Here is a 16987-nt window from a genome sequence, read left to right on the forward strand (position 1 = left end):
GTGCGGCTTTATTTAGTGCACGGCGACGGACGGTGAGCGTCGGCTGGTTTGCCCATGCTGCAGTGCCTTGCGGCTAACGCTCAGTCAGCAGCTCGACCAGCATTCGCGCGCCCTGCGCCAGCGGCTGCTGTTTGCTCCAATAAGCATGCACGGGCAGCTCCAGGGCGTTCTGGGTATTGCCGAAATCCAGCTGCAGCAAGCGCCCGGCGGCGACCAGTGGGGTGACTCGAGAGGCCGGGAAGTCACCCCAGCCCAAGCCTGCCTCGACCAGCTGCAGGGCCAGATCGAGGCTGTTGCTGCGCCAGTGTGCGGCGCCGATCAGCGTGCGTGGATCAGCCAGCGGCAGCTCGCTGCTGCAGACCAGAATCTGGCGCACATTGACCAGGTCTTCGAGGTAGCGGATGCGCTTGCCGTTCAGGGCCGGATGATGCGGTGCCAGGGTTGCCAGTAGCGACTCCTTGCCGATGTTGTGAAAGCTGCGACGCGAGTCGACCTTGAGCTCGGCAAACGCCAGGCACAGGCTCACCCGTGCACTGTCGAGCAAGTGCAGGGCCTCATCCTGCGGCGCGCTGATCAGCTCAACGTCGAGCAGCGGGTAGCGTGCGCTCAAGGTCGCAATGGCTTGCAGCAGGGGTTGGTGGTCGATGTCCGGCACCACCGCAATGGCCAGGCTGCTTTCCAGCCCTCTGGACAGCTCCAGCGCATGCACCTGCAAGCGGCCCAGCTGGTCGCCGATCAGCCGTGCATGAGGCTCGAGTGCCAGTGCTTGCGGGGTAGGGCGGGCCTCACGCGGGCCTCGCTGAAACAGCGGGTAGCCAAGCTCAGCTTCGAGATTGCCGATTGCCATGCTCACCGCCGATGGCACCCGGCGCAAGGCGCGGGCGGCGGCCGAGAACGAGCCGTGGTCGAGGACGGCGAGAAACAGCTGGATCGTGTCGCTGGAAAAATTCATGGTCGGTCAGGCTCCTGTCAGCAAAGCTGATAGCAGCTGACTTTTCCTGTCAAGTCTACTGAAGCATCCTGCGCGCCTTCGGTGAACGCAAGACGTGAGGTAACGCTGTGCAAGGTGTCAAACGCAAACTGGTCTACGTGACTTTCTATGAGCTGATCGGCCTGTGCATGTCGACACTCGGGCTGGCTTATCTGTCCGACACCCAGGCGTCACATACCGGGCCGCTGGCGGTGATGATCACCACCATCGCGATGCTCTGGAACCTGATCTACAACAGCCTGTTCGAGTACTGGGAGGCGCGCCAGAGCAAGCGCGGGCGCAGCGTGGCGCGGCGGCTAGCGCATGCCATCGGTTTTCAGCTGACCCTGGTGGTATACCTGATCCCCCTGATTGCCTGGTGGCTGGACATGACCTTGCTTGAAGCACTGGTGGTGGATCTCGCGTTCATCATCTTGGTGCCGTGCTACACCTTTGCCTACAACTGGGCATTCGATCGCCTGTTCGGCCTGCCCACCTCGGCCATGGCTACTGCTTGAGCAGCAGGCCATCCTCGATCTGCCCCGACAGGTAATACACCCCGGACATCGCCCCACTCTGGCGGTTGTCCATCAGCTCGCGCCACTCCTGGTTGAGGGCAACGTTGAGGATCACCCGCAGTTGCTCGACCATCTGCGGTTGCTCTTGGTCGTGGCTGATCATCGCGATGCCGGTAGCGGCTACCGAGATCAACGCCCCGGCGGCCTTGCCCACCGCCGCCGCCACCGCACTGGCAATACCGCGTGGGGCGAGGGTGGCGCTGAGCTTTTCACTGGCGCGAGTGGCCACCGACGACAGGCCGAGCTGGGTTTGGCTGGCGAGTTTGGCTGCCTGTTGATTGAGGTGCTGGCGCAGCGCAAGCCAGGCTGGTTGCTGCGCCAGGGGTTTGGCTCTGAGCAGTTGATAGAGGCTGGCATCCCGCGCAGCGGGTGGGCCTAGTGCGATTGCCTTGACCCGAGTGAGGCGTTGGCTGAGCTGGTCGGGCGGGGCGTTGTAGCGCTGGATGATGGCCGTCAGTTGCTGGGCAAACAGTTGCAGGTACAGCTCGCTGGCGCGGTCACGGATGGCTTCGGGGTTGATCTCCCGTGCCACCGGCTCGAGTACGCGCTGGTGATACTGCTCCTGCAGATACAACGCCAGGCGCTTCTCGGGTGGCTCGGCACCGTTGCCGCTGTTCATCTTGTACCAGGCGACTTTTAGGGTCAGCCACTGCTGCGTCCAGTAGCCGGTGAACCACGGGATGAAGTCGCTTTCGGTGCGTTTCTGCACCTCGTCCTTCCATACTCGCATCGAGCGCCGCGCATAGTCGTTGGCCGAGCCGGTGGCAGCCAGCGAGGCGTTGATCAGTTCGCGATCGACCTGCTGCCAGGCGCCGACATTCAGAGCGACCGGGGGCGGCGCAGTGGGCCGCTTGCCGGCACAGCCGCCTACCGCCAGCACCAGGCAGAGCAAGAGCAAGCCACCACGCGCATTCATGCCGGCGCCTCCTTGTGAAGAGGCTGAGGGGATCAGCTGATTATAGGTAGGCAGCGGCCCCGCGGCAGTTTTTGCTAAAGGCTGTGGTCCTGGCCGAGATCGAGCTTGGCTTCGAGCCGGTCCAGATGCTCGTGCATCAAGGTCAGCGCCGCGCTGCTGTCGCCACTTTCAACGGCATCGATGATCGCGGCGTGTTCTTCCCAGGCGCAGTGGTCGCAGCAGGGTGACTCATAGCGGGCAATGATCAACGAAGTCATCGGCACCAGGCCATTGAGAAAGCGCGCCAAGGGTGCGTTGGCGGCCATCTGCGCAAGCTTCAGGTGGAACTCGCCGCCGAGGCGGATCGCCGTGCAGCGCTCGCCCTGTTCATGGTGCTGGCGCTCGCGCTCGACCAGTTGCCGTAGTTGCCGGATCTGATTGGGGCGGGCCCGTTGGGTCGCCAGGGTGATCAGGGTGGTTTCGGCCAGGCGGCGGGCGCTGAGCACTTGCCGCGCCTGTTGCGGGTCGGGTGCGGCCAGGTGCGCGGTATGGCTTGGACGCTGCACCACCACTTGCTGATCGGACAAGCGCCCAAGCACCCGCCGGATCACCGTGCGGCTGACGCCAAAGGCGTCGCCCAGGGCCTGTTCCGGCAGTGCACTGCCAGGTGGCAGGCGCTGTTCGAGGATGGCGTCGAACAAGCGTGGGTAGATCTGCTCGGCAGAGAGGCGGGTCTCGCCGGCGCCGAGCAGGGCAGGCAGGGGCTGGGCGGCGTGGGCGCAAGCGGTCATGGTCGCTCTCCTGGAGTCATGGGCCGGGGTGTTCGTCCGGGATATTCAGTTCGATACCCATGCGCAGGCCTTCCTGGAGGATGTGCCGACGCATCTGGGCACTGGCCTGGGCGCTGTTCTTGTCACGGATGGCACGCACCACGGCTTCGTTCTCACGCAGGCGCGCAGCCAGGTGCTCGGGCGAATTGCGCAGCATGTCGGCGCTTTGCTTGAGGGCATTGCCGGTCTGTTGCACCACGCTCTGGAAAATCGGGTTGGTGGTCAGGGCAAACAGCTCCTGATGGAAGGCGATGTAGGCGTTGACGCCGGCTTCGCTGTCGCTGGCCTCTAGCGCCTCGCGCATGTCCATCAGGGTCAGGCGCAGTTGGCCTATGTCCTGGCTGTTGGCCGACTGCGCGACCAGGCCGACAATAAACGGCTCAAGGGTGTAACGCAGTTCGAGCACGTCAGCCAGGCTGGCAGCGCCGACGGCGTCGCCGACCGGCTCCTGCGCTGCGGCGGCGTCAGCGTCCAGGACCAGCACCCCTTTGCCCGGCAGCGAGCGCACCAGGCCGAGGGTTTCGAGGACGGTTACCGCTTCGCGCAGGCTCGGCCGGCTGATGCCCATCTGTTCGGCCAGCTCGCGCTGGCCGGGCAGCATTTCACCGCTGCGCCACTGGCCGCGGGCCAGCGCCTGGCGCAGTTTTTCCACTACTGATGTGACCACGGTCGATGAACTGATCATGGGTCGTTTCCTGATAAAAGTTGCATAACGCTCCTGAAACAGGCCGGCATCGCAGCCGGCCTGTATCAATCAGAACTCCTGTTGATGGGCGATGGGTTGTTTGCGCGGCTGGTGGGCAAAGCCCGGTTTGCCGCTGAGCACGTTGTTGGCGCGCTCCAGGTCGATGTCTTTTTCCCAGCGGGCGATGGCCACGGTGGCGACGCAGTTGCCGATCAGGTTGGTCAGGGCGCGACCGATACCCATGAACCAGTCCACTGCCAGCACCAGCACCAGGCCAACCACCGGGATCGCCGGCACTGCGGTCAGCGTGGCTGCGAGGATCACCAGTGCCGAGCCGGGGATGCCGTGGGCGCCTTTGGAGGTGACCAGCGATACCAGCAAGATGGTCATCAGGTCAGTCATGGCCAGCGGCGTGCCGGTGGCATTGGCGATGAACACGATGGCCAACGTCAGGTAGATCGAGAAACCGTCGAGGTTGAACGAGTAGCCGGTAGGGATCACCAGGCCAACCGTCGAGCTACCGATACCGAGGTGCTCGAGCTTGCGCATGATCTGCGGCAGTACAGCGTCGGACGAAGCGGTGCCCATGACGATGGTCAGCTCTTCACGCAGGTACTTGATCAGTGGCAGCAGGCGCAGGCCCGACAGGCGCATCACGGTGCCGAGCACGACCAGCACGAAGCCGGCGCAGGTCAGGTAGAACAGCGCGACCAGGCCGCCCAGGTGGTGCAGCGACTCCAGGCCATATTTACTGGTAGTGAAAGCGATCGCGCCGAACACGCCAATCGGTGCCAGGCGCACGATCATGCCCATGATGCGGAAGATCACGTGGCTGAGTTCGTTGATCAGGCGCGAAATGCCTGACGCGGCTTCACCAACCAGGTTCAGGGCACTGCCGAACAGCACCGAGAACAGCAGCACCTGCAGGATGTTGTTGTCGGCGAAGGCGCCGATGACCGAGGTCGGGATCAGGCCCATAAGGAAGGTGGCGGTGCTGTGCACCTGCTGGCCGCGGTCGGCGAGGCCATTGGCGTCGGCAACAGACAGTTGATCCAGATGGATGTTGGCGCCGCTACCGATGCCGGTACTGAAGGCGAACACCAGGCCGATGACCAGGGCAATAGTTGTCAGTACCTCGAAGTAGATCACCGACTTGAGGCCGATGCGCCCGACCTTTTTCAGGTCGCCGGCACCGGAAATGCCACTGACCACCACGCAGAACACGATCAGGCCGATGAGCATCTTGATCAGCTTGATAAAGCCGTCGCCGAGGGGTTTCAACTGGAGGGAGACCTCAGGGAAGCTGAGGCCGCAAACGATACCAAGGACCAGCCCTAGCACCACCTGAAGGAAAATCGAACGCGAGCACCACTTAAGCATGGGAGGAGTCTCAGATCGGTGTCCTTGCTTCGATGGAGCAGCGGGCCAAAGAGCGCAGGACTTAATTATTGTGGTCTTACCGGTTTGTTCAGTGCCCGATCATAAAACCGCGAAATTTCCTACATTGCAAGTGAATTTGGCCTGACCGGTCTGACCAGTTGCGAGCTATCGCATCTGGCCGCTCTGGCGCGGGAAATTACCTGTGCAAGCGCTCGAGCCAGAGCAATTTGCTGTGCAGGGTGCGGCAGATGCCGCTTGAACCCAAACGGCGCTAGCCAGTGCGCTGATGCTTTGGCCTCATTTCCATTCTCGGCATGGACACGTAGAATCCGCCGCTTTTGCTTGAGCGGCCGCCTGATCTGTATGGATGAAGCGGTTCAAGCGCTGGGCCAGGATGGCATATGGACGATAACTACCGCGCGGCCGTGGACGCGGCCGCGATTTTTTCCGAAGCCGACCTGAGCGGGCGTATCACCTACGTCAACCAGCAGTTTTGCAGCATCTCCGGCTACAGCCGGGAGGAACTGCTCGGCGCCAACCACCGGATCCTCAATTCGGGCCTGCACGAGCCTGAGTTCTTCCTCGACATGTGGCGCGCGCTGGTGGCCGGGCAGGTCTGGAAAGGCGAGATCTGCAACCGTGCCAAGGACGGTTCGTTGTACTGGGTCGACAGCACCATGGTGCCGTTGATTGATCCGGCGTCGGGCAAGGTTCGCAAGTACGTTTCGATTCGCTTCGACGTGACCGAAAAGCGCCAACTGCTGCACACCCTGCAGTGGCGGGTCGGACACGATGTGTTGACCGGGCTGCCCAATCGCGCCTACCTGTCCGATCTGCTCAATCAGGCCCTGGCCTTTTCTCGCAGAGAGAACATTCCGTTGGCCGTGTGCATGCTTGATCTGGACCGGTTCAAGGCGGTCAACGACGGCTACGGGCATGCCGCGGGTGACCGGTTGCTGGTGGAAGTGGCGAGCCGTCTGCAAAAGATCTTGCGCGCAGGGGACTCGGTGGCGCGGCTGTCAGGGGATGAGTTTGTGCTGATCCTGCGCCATGTAAAGGACAGTGACCAGCTGCATGCAGGCCTGCAGCGCATCCTCGATGCCCTGGCGGCGCCTTATCCGTTACGCGAGCAGACCGTGATCGTCAGTGCGAGCATCGGCGTTACCCTGTTTCCGCAGGATGATGAGGATGCCGACACCCTGGTGCGCCATGCCGATCAGGCCATGTATGTCGCCAAGCAGCGCGGGCGCAACCGTTACCACCTGTTCGACGTGACGCAGGAGCTTGAGCTCAAGGCCACTCACCAGACCGTGGCGCGGGTTCGCCAGGCCCTGCATGACGGTGAGCTGTGCCTGCATTACCAGCCCAAGGTGAATATGCGCAGCGGGGAAGTGCTGGGCTTTGAAGGGCTGCTGCGCTGGCAGCACCCGCTCAACGGAATGGTGATGCCTGGAGATTTTCTGCCATTGGTCGAGCAGACCGACCTGATCGTCGAACTGGGCGAATGGGTGATCGAGCAGGCCTTGAGGCAATTGCAAAGCTGGCACACGCAAGGTCATCAATGGTCGGTCAGCGTCAACATCGCTGCGCGTCATTTGCAGCGCGCTGATTTTGCCGAGCGTCTGGAGCAATTGCTGGCGCGCCATGCCTCGGTCGATCCGGCGCTGCTGGACCTGGAGATCGTCGAGTCGGTCGCCATCGAGAATATCCAGCACGTCAGCCAATGCCTGGCGGCTTGTCAGGGCCTTGGGGTGCGTTTCTCGCTGGACGACTTCGGTACCGGCTATTCCTCGCTCAGCTACCTGAAGCGATTGCAGGCGCAGACGATCAAGATCGACAAGTCGTTCGTGCGGGACATTTTGCATGATCAGGATGACCTGGCTCTGACCCGGGCGGTGATCGGCCTGGCTCGGGCCTTTGGCCGCGAGGTCATCGCCGAGGGTCTTGAGACTCACGAGCACGGCCTGGTATTGATGGCGCTGGGCTGTGATCTGGCTCAGGGGTATGCGATTGCGCGGCCCATGCCGGCGGCGGATGTGCTGGTGTGGGCGCACGGCTACGTGCAGCCAGAGCAGTGGCCTGGTGGAGTGCTCAAACGTATCTGACGAACTGGGCTCAAAAAAAACGGCACATGAGTGCCGTTTTTTACGCTGTAGCAGCCGTGGCCACCGTTGGCGTTGACCTTATTTATGCAGCTCTTGCGCCGCATACAAGGTGTTTTCCAGCAGGCAGGCGCGAGTCATCGGCCCAACGCCGCCTGGTACCGGCGTAATCCAGCCGGCACGGGGCAGGGCGGTCTCGTAGACCACATCGCCGACCAGCTTGCCGTCTTCCTGGCGGTTGATGCCGACGTCGATGACGATTGCGCCCGGCTTGATCCACTCACCCTTGACCAGGCCCGGCTTGCCCGCCGCAACCACGACCAGATCGGCACGGCCGACGTGTTCGGCCAGGTCCTTGGTGAAGCGGTGGGTAACGGTCACGGTGCAGCCAGCCAGCAGCAGCTCCATGGCCATCGGCCGGCCAACGATATTCGAGGCGCCGACGACCACAGCGTCCATCCCGTACAGGTCCTGGCCGGTGCTTTCCAGCAGGGCCATGATGCCTTTCGGGGTGCATGGGCGCATTAGCGGGATGCGCTGGGCGAGGCGGCCGACGTTATACGGATGGAAACCGTCGACGTCCTTGTCCGGGCGAATCCGCTCGAGCAGCAGCGAAGCGTCGAGGTGCGCTGGCAACGGCAGCTGCAGGAGGATGCCGTCGACTGCGGCGTCCTCATTGAGCTGGTCGATCAGGTCGGTCAGCGCTTGCTGGGAGGTTTCGCTGGGCAGGTCGAACGCCTGGGAGATAAAGCCGACCTCTTCGCAGTCCTTGCGCTTGTGCGATACATAGACTTGGGAGGCGGGATCGGTGCCGACCAGGATCACTGCCAGGCCTGGCGTGCGCAGGCCTTGCTGGCGGCGCTCCACGACCTGTTGAGCGATCTGCTGGCGCAGGTTGGCGGCGATCGCCTTGCCATCGATAAGGTGTGCAGTCATAGACGCGTGATTAACCATCGAGAAAGAAACAGATAGAATGGCGCATTCTCGCACGACACGGCCCGAGGGCAAAGGCGGGTGGTCGGGCAAATCCTCTAACTCCTTCAATAATTTCGATTTTTTAGAGAAAGGTGTTGACGCTTTTACAGCTCGTCTATAACATTCGGCGCACTTGTCGGGCACAGCCTATCACTGGTTGGCGAAGTCGGGCAGAATGGGTGGTTCGCAGCGTTGCTGCCAGCCCCTGTGAGGTTAGGCAGATTGCTTATGTGCCCGTAGCTCAGCTGGATAGAGCATCCGCCTTCTAAGCGGATGGTCGCAGGTTCGAGTCCTGCCGGGTGCGCCATTAGGCAGCTTAGGCACGCAAGTGATGCAGTAACGTAATGCCGCTATATGGTGGGCGTAGCTCAGTTGGTAGAGCGCCGGATTGTGATTCCGGTTGTCGTGGGTTCGATTCCCATCGTCCACCCCATATTTTTCGAAGGCGCCTTGATTGAACGATCTGGCGCCTTTGATTTAAGTGTTGCATGCGGATGTGGTGGAATTGGTAGACACACTGGATTTAGGTTCCAGCGGCGCAAGCTGTAAGAGTTCGAGTCTCTTCATCCGCACCATGCTTCAAGGTTTCAACGCAGTACCGCACTATGGTGGGCGTAGCTCAGTTGGTAGAGCGCCGGATTGTGATTCCGGTTGTCGTGGGTTCGATTCCCATCGTCCACCCCATATTTATATTAAAGGCGCCTCGATCGAATGATCAGGCGCCTTTTTTTTGCCTTCTTTTCGAGGTGGTCCGTCATTTGGCTGGCGCCGCCTTCGCATGATGCAGGCTGTCGGGGGTGGCTTGCGCGAATAACCTGCTGATTCTATTGGTTTTTTATTCTTGTTGGTCGGTTTCTTGCTAGGTGGGAGGCCTGCCGCTGGTCTACTGGCGCGCCACTCTCGTGCATACAAGGATCAACCATGAAAGTCTGCCATACCAATCGAGACAACTTTTATCGTTTGCTGGGTGCAGTATTCCAGTCGCTTGAAAAGCGCCCATTGGTGGCGGAGCTGGGTGTGCTCCGCGGGGAAAACGCATTGAAGATGTATGCGGCCATGGAGCCGGAACGTATGGTCCTGATTGACAGCTGGAGCGCTGCGGCCAACGATGCCTACAGCCCATTCGACGAGCTGCCGGAGTGGGTCGCACCGGTTGATGCCTACGAGTACTACTATGGCGGCTCTATGCACGACCCGGCGACCTGGGATGCGCTCTATGACGAGTGCGCAGCGAAGTTCGTCGACAAGCCGGAAGTGAGCATGATCCGCGCCGATACCATTAGTGCCATCGACAAGGTCCGCCAACAAACCGGCATTCATCAGTTTGACCTGGTGTATGTCGATGCCAATCATCAGTACGAATACGTCCTGCGCGATATGATGCGCTATCAGGAGTTTCTCGGTGAAGATGGCATCATGATGCTCAATGATTGCTGCCACAGCGTCATGGGCACCAAGCAGAATCTGGGTGTTCTCGAGGCGCTGGGCAGTTTCATGAAGCGCACCGACTTCATCCCTGTCGCAGTCACCAATACGGATTGGTCGGACGTGATTCTTGTGCGCCGCAATTCCAAGCTGGTGCAATTGTTCGATGTGGCGCTGACCAACTCCGACGTGCCCTATGTAGAGATCCCACATCAGCTGATTACAGCGGCACGTGTAGTCTACGGCGCGCAGCGTCATAACATCAGTTTCGTCTGATCGCGACCATTATTGCCGCAAAGGTCTTGGGCGGCCCCTGCTGATTGGGGCTGGCCCGCAGGTGCACCTCGTCGGGCCACTCGTGCTCGGCGTCTGTAGCCTCTGGACGCGCTTTGGCACGCTGCGCTGGTGACAATTCAGTAAAAGCTGATAGATTTCAGCTGGTTGAATTGCGGCCAGCTGCCGCCAGAGGAAATACCCGATGATAGCCAAAGAAGCTCGCCAGGCGCTGGCACTGCAACGCTTTGCCGAGGCCAATCCGCAGATGCTCGAAGAGATCCGCGAATTGAGCCCGCGCGAGCAGGCTCAGCAGATCCAGTGGGCCTTTGATGATGCAGCGCAGGAGCAGGGCATCGAGCCCTGGGAACTGACCCTGCAACTGGTCGCTCAGAGCCCTGAAGAACTGCACGCCATGCGTCTTGAGGTGCACCGTGAGGTGGCCGAGGCGTTGGGCATGGAGTGGGATGAGTATTGCGCGTTCAACGAGATCGATCCCGAGCACGGCTGATTGCCGCCGTGTTTGTTTGACAAGGTTTTTCAGTCAGGGGCTGCGGCTGCCTGCGTGCAGCCCTTTATAGATGAGGCCTGGCGCATTTTGCGCAGGGTTTTCCATGAAATCGATCGGCGAGGTTTCCCGTCGTCTTGAGTGGGGTGACTTCTGGTGCGTGAGTCACTAGAATGTTTGCCCTTGATTCTGGAGTCGGGCTTTCGCCGGCTAACGTCTGTGCAACGAGGAATATCCATGCAAGTTTCGGTTGAAAACACTTCCGCTCTCGAGCGCCGCATGACCATCGCCGTCCCGGCCGAGCGCGTCGAGACCGAAGTCAACAAGCGTCTGCAGCAGACTGCCCGTCGCGCCAAGGTTGCGGGCTTCCGCCCTGGCAAGGTGCCAATGAGCGTGATCCGCCAGCGTTACGAAGAAGCTGCCCGTCAGGAAGCCTTCGGTGACCTGGTTCAGTCGTCCTTCTACGAAGCTGTGGTTGAGCAGAAGCTGAACCCGGCTGGCGCCCCGGCCGTTGAGCCAAAGTCCTTCGAAAAAGGCAAGGACCTGGAATTCGTTGCCATCTTCGAAGTGTTCCCAGAGTTCACCGTTGCCGGCTTCGACTCGATCAACGTCGAGCGTCTGAGCGCCGAAGTGGCTGATGCTGACCTGGACAACATGCTGGAAGTCCTGCGCAAGCAGAACACCCGCTTTGAAACTGTCGAGCGCGCTGCGCAGATCGACGACCAGGTCAACATCGACTTCGTCGGCAAGGTTGACGGTGAAGAGTTCGCCGGTGGCTCGGCCAAGGGCACTCAGCTGGTACTGGGCTCCGGCCGCATGATCCCAGGCTTCGAAGATGGCCTGGTAGGCGCCAAAGCTGGCGAAGAGCGCGTTGTCAACGTGACCTTCCCAGAGGACTACCAGAACCTCGACCTGGCTGGCAAAGCTGCTGAGTTCACCATCACCGTGAACAGCGTTTCGGCTCCCCAGCTGCCTGAGCTGAACGAAGAGTTCTTCGCCCAGTTCGGCATCAAGGAAACCACCCTGGAAGGCTTCCGCACCGAAGTTCGCAAGAACATGGAGCGTGAACTGCGCCAGGCGATCAAGACCAAGGTAAAAAACCAGGTCATGGACGGTCTGCTGGCCGCCAACCCGATCGAAGTGCCAAAAGCGCTGCTGGAAAACGAAGTCAACCGTCTGCGCGTACAGGCTGTTCAGCAGTTCGGTGGCAACATCAAGCCTGAGCAACTGCCGGCCGAGCTGTTCGAAGAACAAGCCAAGCGCCGCGTAGTGCTGGGTCTGATCGTGGCTGAAGTGGTCAAGCAGTTCGACCTCAAGCCTGACGAAGGCAAGGTTCGCGAGATGATCGAAGAAATGGCTTCCGCTTACCAGGAGCCAGAGCAGGTCATCAGCTGGTACTACAAAAACGACCAGCAGCTGAACGAAGTGCGTTCGGTTGTGCTGGAAGAGCAAGTTGTAGATACTGTCCTGCAGAAAGCGACTGTGACCGACAAATCGGTCTCGTACGAAGAAGCAGTAAAACCAGCACAGGCTCCTGCCGAAGCTGAGTAATCTGCAGCTCTCGTAGGAAACCACCACAAGCCAGCCTTCGCGCTGGCTTGTGCGTATTCAAGCCATGACTATTTGGGAGTGAGTGCAGGACATGTCCCGCAATTCTTATATTCAGCAGAGCTCTGACATCCAGGCCGCAGGCGGTCTGGTCCCGATGGTTGTCGAGCAGTCCGCCCGCGGCGAACGCGCCTATGACATCTACTCGCGCCTCTTGAAGGAGCGGGTGATCTTCCTGGTAGGTCCTGTAGAAGACTACATGGCCAACCTGGTAGTGGCACAGATGTTGTTCCTCGAAGCGGAAAACCCGGACAAGGATATCCATCTCTACATCAACTCACCGGGCGGTTCGGTGACTGCGGGCATGTCGATCTACGACACCATGCAGTTCATCAAGCCGGATGTCTCCACCATCTGCATCGGCCAAGCCTGCAGCATGGGTGCCTTCCTGTTGACCGCGGGTGCCAAGGGCAAGCGTCACTGCCTGCCGAACTCGCGCGTCATGATCCACCAGCCGCTTGGCGGCTTCCAGGGTCAGGCCACCGACATCCAGATCCACGCCCAGGAAATCCTCAGCATCAAGGCCCGTCTCAACGAGCTGCTGGCCTACCACACTGGCCAGGATCTGGAGACGATCCAGCGTGATACTGAGCGTGACAACTTCATGAGCGCGCAGCGCGCGGCCGAGTACGGCCTGGTCGACTCGGTATACGACAAGCGGCAACTGGCGTCCTGATCCTCAGGGCCAGAGCAGGCAGGCGTCAAAAGCGCCTGCCTGCGGACTTGAAAAAGCCCGCAATTGCCTTCATCTTGTGTTGCAAGCCTACCGGATTGGATCGATCGAATGACTGACACCCGTAACGGCGAGGACAGCGGCAAATTGCTTTATTGCTCCTTCTGCGGCAAAAGCCAGCACGAAGTGCGCAAATTGATTGCTGGGCCCTCGGTATTTATCTGCGACGAGTGCGTCGACCTGTGCAACGACATCATCCGAGAGGAGGTGCAGGAAGCCCAGGCCGAAAGCAATGCGCACAAATTGCCTTCGCCGAAAGAAATCAGCGGCATCCTTGACCAGTACGTGATTGGTCAGGAGCGCGCGAAGAAGGTGCTCGCGGTAGCGGTGTACAACCACTACAAGCGCCTGAATCAGCGTGACAAGAAGGGCGACGAAGTCGAACTCGGCAAGAGCAACATTCTCCTGATCGGGCCGACTGGCTCGGGCAAGACGCTGCTCGCCGAAACCCTGGCACGCCTTTTGAACGTACCGTTTACCATTGCCGACGCCACCACCCTGACCGAAGCCGGTTATGTTGGTGAGGACGTCGAGAACATCATTCAGAAGCTGCTGCAAAAGTGCGACTACGACGTGGAGAAGGCCCAGATGGGCATTGTCTACATCGACGAAATCGACAAGATTTCGCGCAAGTCGGACAACCCGTCGATCACCCGTGACGTTTCGGGTGAGGGCGTGCAGCAAGCGCTGTTGAAGTTGATTGAAGGCACCGTGGCTTCCGTGCCGCCGCAAGGTGGTCGCAAGCACCCGCAACAGGAATTCCTGCAGGTTGATACCCGCAATATCCTGTTCATTTGCGGTGGCGCATTCTCTGGCCTCGAGAAGGTCATCCAAGGCCGTTCCACCAAAGGTGGCATTGGTTTTGGTGCAGAAGTGCGCAGCAAGGAAGAAGGCAAGAAGGTTGGTGAATCCCTGCGTGAAGTCGAGCCTGACGATCTGGTCAAGTTCGGTCTGATCCCTGAGTTCGTTGGCCGTCTGCCGGTGTTGGCTACCCTCGACGAGTTGGACGAAGCTGCGCTGATGCAGATTCTGACCGAGCCAAAGAACGCCCTCACCAAGCAGTACGCCAAGCTGTTCGAGATGGAAAGCGTGGACCTCGAGTTCCGCAGCGACGCTCTCAAGGCCGTCGCGCGCAAGGCCCTGGAGCGCAAAACCGGCGCCCGTGGCCTGCGTTCGATTCTCGAAGGCGTGTTGCTCGACACCATGTACGAGATTCCTTCGCAGAAGGAAGTCAGCAAGGTGGTGATCGACGAGAGCGTCATCGAAGGTACCTCGCAGCCGTTGCTCATTTACGAGAATAACGAGCCGCAGGCCAAAGCCGCACCGGACGCCTGATCCAGGCAGCCGTTGTGAAAAATGAAAGGGGCCTTCGGGCCCCTTTCTGCTTTTCCCGCTTAAGTGCTTGTAATTTGAAGGACCTACCCCCACATTAGGTCCAAGCACTATTTCCACCGGATTCGGCCATAAGGCCGCTGTAGAGGCGAAATCATGAAGACAACCCTCGACTTGCCTCTTTTGCCATTGCGCGATGTCGTCGTTTACCCGCACATGGTTATCCCGCTGTTTGTGGGGCGCGAAAAATCCATCGAAGCCCTCGAGGCGGCGATGACGGGCGAAAAGCAGATCCTGCTGCTTGCCCAGAAAAACCCTGCCGATGATGATCCAGGTGAAGACGCCCTGTACCGCGTCGGCACCATCGCCACTGTCCTGCAGCTGCTGAAACTGCCCGATGGCACCGTCAAGGTCCTGGTCGAGGGTGAGCAGCGCGGCGCTGTCGAGCGTTTCAACGAGGTTGATGGGCATGTCCGTGCCGACGTCAGCCTGATCGATGAAACCGACGCCCCAGAGCGTGAGTCGGAAGTGTTCGTGCGCAGCTTGCTGTCGCAGTTCGAGCAGTACGTGCAATTGGGCAAGAAAGTCCCGGCTGAAGTACTGTCCTCGCTCAACAGCATCGAAGAGCCGGGTCGCCTGGTCGATACCATGGCCGCGCACATGGCGCTGAAGATCGAGCAGAAGCAAGAGATCCTCGAGATCGTCGACCTGCAGGCGCGGGTCGAGCACGTGCTGGCCTTGCTGGATGGCGAGATCGACCTGCTGCAGGTTGAAAAACGCATCCGCGGCCGGGTCAAGAAGCAGATGGAGCGCAGCCAGCGCGAGTACTACCTGAATGAGCAGATGAAGGCCATTCAGAAGGAGCTTGGTGATGGCGATGAAGGCCACAACGAAGTCGAAGAGCTGAAAAAGCGCATCGATGCCGCTGGCCTGCCCAAAGATGCCCTGACCAAGGCTCAGGCTGAGCTGAACAAACTCAAGCAGATGTCGCCTATGTCGGCTGAAGCTACCGTGGTGCGGACCTACCTCGACTGGCTGGTGCAGGTGCCATGGAAAGCCCAGAGCAAGGTCCGCCTGGACCTGGCCAAGGCTGAAGAAATTCTCGACGCCGACCACTATGGCCTGGACGAGGTCAAGGAGCGCATCCTTGAGTATCTCGCTGTACAGAAGCGGGTGAAAAAGATCCGTGGTCCTGTGCTGTGCCTGGTTGGCCCGCCTGGCGTCGGCAAGACCTCGCTGGCCGAGTCGATCGCCACTGCTACCAATCGCAAGTTCGTCCGGATGGCCCTCGGTGGCGTGCGTGACGAGGCCGAGATTCGTGGTCACCGGCGTACCTACATCGGCTCCATGCCGGGCCGCCTGATCCAGAAAATGACCAAGGTTGGCGTACGCAACCCGCTGTTCCTGCTTGACGAGATCGACAAGATGGGCAGCGACATGCGCGGCGATCCGGCCTCGGCGCTGCTGGAAGTACTCGACCCCGAGCAGAATCACAACTTCAACGACCATTACCTGGAGGTCGATTACGACCTGTCCGACGTAATGTTCCTGTGCACCTCGAACTCGATGAACATCCCTCCGGCGCTGCTCGACCGAATGGAAGTCATCCGTCTGCCGGGTTACACCGAAGACGAGAAGATCAACATCGCGGTCAAGTACCTGGTGCCCAAGCAGGTCAAGGCCAACGGCCTGAAGAAGGACGAGCTGGACATCGATGTCTCGGCGATCCGCGACATCATCCGCTTCTATACACGCGAAGCCGGTGTGCGTGGCCTCGAACGTCAGATTGCGAAGATCTGCCGCAAGGTGGTCAAGGAACACAGCGGGCAGAAATCGGTGAAGGTCAAGGTCACCAGCGAGCAGCTCGAGCATCACCTGGGCGTACGCAAGTTCCGTTACGGCCTGGCTGAGCAGCAGGATCAGATCGGTCAAGTGACCGGCCTGGCCTGGACCCAGGTGGGCGGGGAATTGCTCACCATCGAGGCGGTAGTGATCCCTGGCAAGGGGCAGTTGATCAAGACCGGTTCGCTCGGTGACGTCATGGTCGAGTCGATCACGGCGGCGCAAACCGTGGTTCGCAGCCGTGCCCGTAGTCTGGGGATCGCCGCTGACTTCCACGAGAAGCGCGACGTTCACATCCACATGCCTGAAGGCGCGACGCCGAAGGATGGCCCGAGCGCAGGCGTTGGCATGTGCACCGCATTGGTCTCGGCACTGACCCAGATCCCGGTACGCGCCGACGTGGCCATGACCGGCGAGATCACCTTGCGTGGTCAGGTTCTGGCCATCGGCGGGCTCAAGGAAAAGCTCCTTGCAGCGCACCGGGGTGGGATCAAGACGGTGATCATTCCCGAAGAGAACGTTCGTGACCTGAAAGAGATTCCGGACAACATCAAGCAGGATCTTCAGATCAAACCGGTCAAATGGATTGACGAAGTCCTCCAAATTGCGCTGCAATACGCCCCCGAGCCCTTGCCAGATGTGGCTCCGGAGATCGTCGCGAAGGATGACAAGCGCGACAGCGATGCCAAGGAAAGAATCAGCACGCACTAATACGTTTCACGCTGGGGGGCTTTCCTTGACAGTTTTTTCGGGCCCTTGCTATAAAGCGGCACGCTCGTGTCAACAGGCCACCCAGCGCTCGTTTTGCACGCACAAATTTTACACGCACTAATTACATACTTAGAAACATA

Annotated in this window: 13 protein-coding genes, 4 tRNA genes and 1 pseudogene; 12 read left to right on the forward strand and 6 right to left on the reverse strand. The window is 60.2% G+C overall.

Annotated elements, in window-relative coordinates; all coding sequences use genetic code 11:
• Positions 1–73: 73 nt before the first annotated feature.
• Positions 74–952 (reverse strand): LysR family transcriptional regulator, encoded by an 879-nt coding sequence (locus tag M2396_RS01680; protein WP_188036398.1) that lies wholly within the window; start codon positions 950–952, stop codon positions 74–76.
• Positions 953–1059: 107 nt separating this feature from the next.
• Here M2396_RS01680 and M2396_RS01685 point away from each other — a divergent pair, with 107 nt between their 5' ends.
• On the forward strand, positions 1060–1488 hold the full coding sequence (locus M2396_RS01685; RefSeq protein WP_150570772.1) for a PACE efflux transporter: 429 nt from the start codon (positions 1060–1062) through the stop codon (positions 1486–1488).
• Between the two features lies 1 nt (position 1489).
• Here the strand turns inward: M2396_RS01685 and M2396_RS01690 are convergent.
• From M2396_RS01690 to M2396_RS01705, 4 genes and pseudogenes are all read right to left on the reverse strand, one after another.
• A pseudogene (locus M2396_RS01690) lies at positions 1490–2464 on the reverse strand (hypothetical protein); the annotation flags it as partial.
• A 74-nt stretch (positions 2465–2538) separates the two neighbouring features.
• On the reverse strand, positions 2539–3234 hold the full coding sequence (locus tag M2396_RS01695) for a GntR family transcriptional regulator (RefSeq protein WP_101321089.1): 696 nt from the start codon (positions 3232–3234) through the stop codon (positions 2539–2541).
• Between the two features lie 16 nt (positions 3235–3250).
• Positions 3251–3958 (reverse strand): FadR/GntR family transcriptional regulator, encoded by a 708-nt coding sequence (locus M2396_RS01700; protein WP_259072489.1) that lies wholly within the window; start codon positions 3956–3958, stop codon positions 3251–3253.
• 69 nt (positions 3959–4027) lie between these two features.
• Positions 4028–5338 (reverse strand): C4-dicarboxylate transporter DctA, encoded by a 1311-nt coding sequence (locus M2396_RS01705; protein WP_101321087.1) that lies wholly within the window; start codon positions 5336–5338, stop codon positions 4028–4030.
• A 401-nt stretch (positions 5339–5739) separates the two neighbouring features.
• Between M2396_RS01705 and M2396_RS01710 the strand changes: the two genes are divergently transcribed.
• Positions 5740–7443 carry a bifunctional diguanylate cyclase/phosphodiesterase gene (locus tag M2396_RS01710; RefSeq protein WP_101321085.1) on the forward strand — a complete coding sequence of 568 codons (1704 nt, stop codon included), beginning with the start codon at positions 5740–5742 and terminating at the stop codon, positions 7441–7443.
• Between the two features lie 78 nt (positions 7444–7521).
• Here the strand turns inward: M2396_RS01710 and folD are convergent, their stop codons facing one another.
• Positions 7522–8376: a bifunctional methylenetetrahydrofolate dehydrogenase/methenyltetrahydrofolate cyclohydrolase FolD gene (gene folD, locus M2396_RS01715; protein WP_259072490.1), complete on the reverse strand. Its 855-nt coding sequence runs from the start codon at positions 8374–8376 to the stop codon at positions 7522–7524.
• Between the two features lie 269 nt (positions 8377–8645).
• Here folD and M2396_RS01720 point away from each other — a divergent pair.
• From M2396_RS01720 to lon, 10 genes are all read left to right on the forward strand, one after another.
• Positions 8646–8722: transfer RNA gene (locus tag M2396_RS01720), tRNA-Arg, on the forward strand.
• Between the two features lie 50 nt (positions 8723–8772).
• A tRNA-His gene (locus tag M2396_RS01725) sits at positions 8773–8848 on the forward strand.
• A gap of 57 nt (positions 8849–8905) precedes the next feature.
• Positions 8906–8990, forward strand: a tRNA-Leu gene (locus M2396_RS01730).
• 33 nt (positions 8991–9023) lie between these two features.
• Positions 9024–9099, forward strand: a tRNA-His gene (locus M2396_RS01735).
• 237 nt (positions 9100–9336) lie between these two features.
• Positions 9337–10116: a class I SAM-dependent methyltransferase gene (locus tag M2396_RS01740; RefSeq protein WP_150572403.1), complete on the forward strand. Its 780-nt coding sequence runs from the start codon at positions 9337–9339 to the stop codon at positions 10114–10116.
• 202 nt (positions 10117–10318) lie between these two features.
• Positions 10319–10624 (forward strand): DUF6388 family protein, encoded by a 306-nt coding sequence (locus M2396_RS01745; RefSeq protein ID WP_150569837.1) that lies wholly within the window; start codon positions 10319–10321, stop codon positions 10622–10624.
• Between the two features lie 234 nt (positions 10625–10858).
• Positions 10859–12172: a trigger factor gene (gene tig, locus M2396_RS01750; RefSeq protein ID WP_103437967.1), complete on the forward strand. Its 1314-nt coding sequence runs from the start codon at positions 10859–10861 to the stop codon at positions 12170–12172.
• A gap of 91 nt (positions 12173–12263) precedes the next feature.
• Positions 12264–12905, forward strand: coding sequence for an ATP-dependent Clp endopeptidase proteolytic subunit ClpP (gene clpP, locus M2396_RS01755; protein WP_101321077.1), 642 nt, complete (start codon positions 12264–12266; stop codon positions 12903–12905).
• A 108-nt stretch (positions 12906–13013) separates the two neighbouring features.
• On the forward strand, positions 13014–14297 hold the full coding sequence (gene clpX, locus M2396_RS01760) for an ATP-dependent Clp protease ATP-binding subunit ClpX (RefSeq protein ID WP_101321075.1): 1284 nt from the start codon (positions 13014–13016) through the stop codon (positions 14295–14297).
• A 153-nt stretch (positions 14298–14450) separates the two neighbouring features.
• Positions 14451–16847 (forward strand): endopeptidase La, encoded by a 2397-nt coding sequence (gene lon, locus M2396_RS01765; protein WP_101321072.1) that lies wholly within the window; start codon positions 14451–14453, stop codon positions 16845–16847.
• The last annotated feature ends 140 nt before the right edge of the window (positions 16848–16987 follow it).

Origin of the sequence: Pseudomonas sp. BIGb0278, assembly GCF_024809895.1 — a bacterium.
GTDB classification, from domain to species: domain Bacteria; phylum Pseudomonadota; class Gammaproteobacteria; order Pseudomonadales; family Pseudomonadaceae; genus Aquipseudomonas; species Aquipseudomonas shirazensis.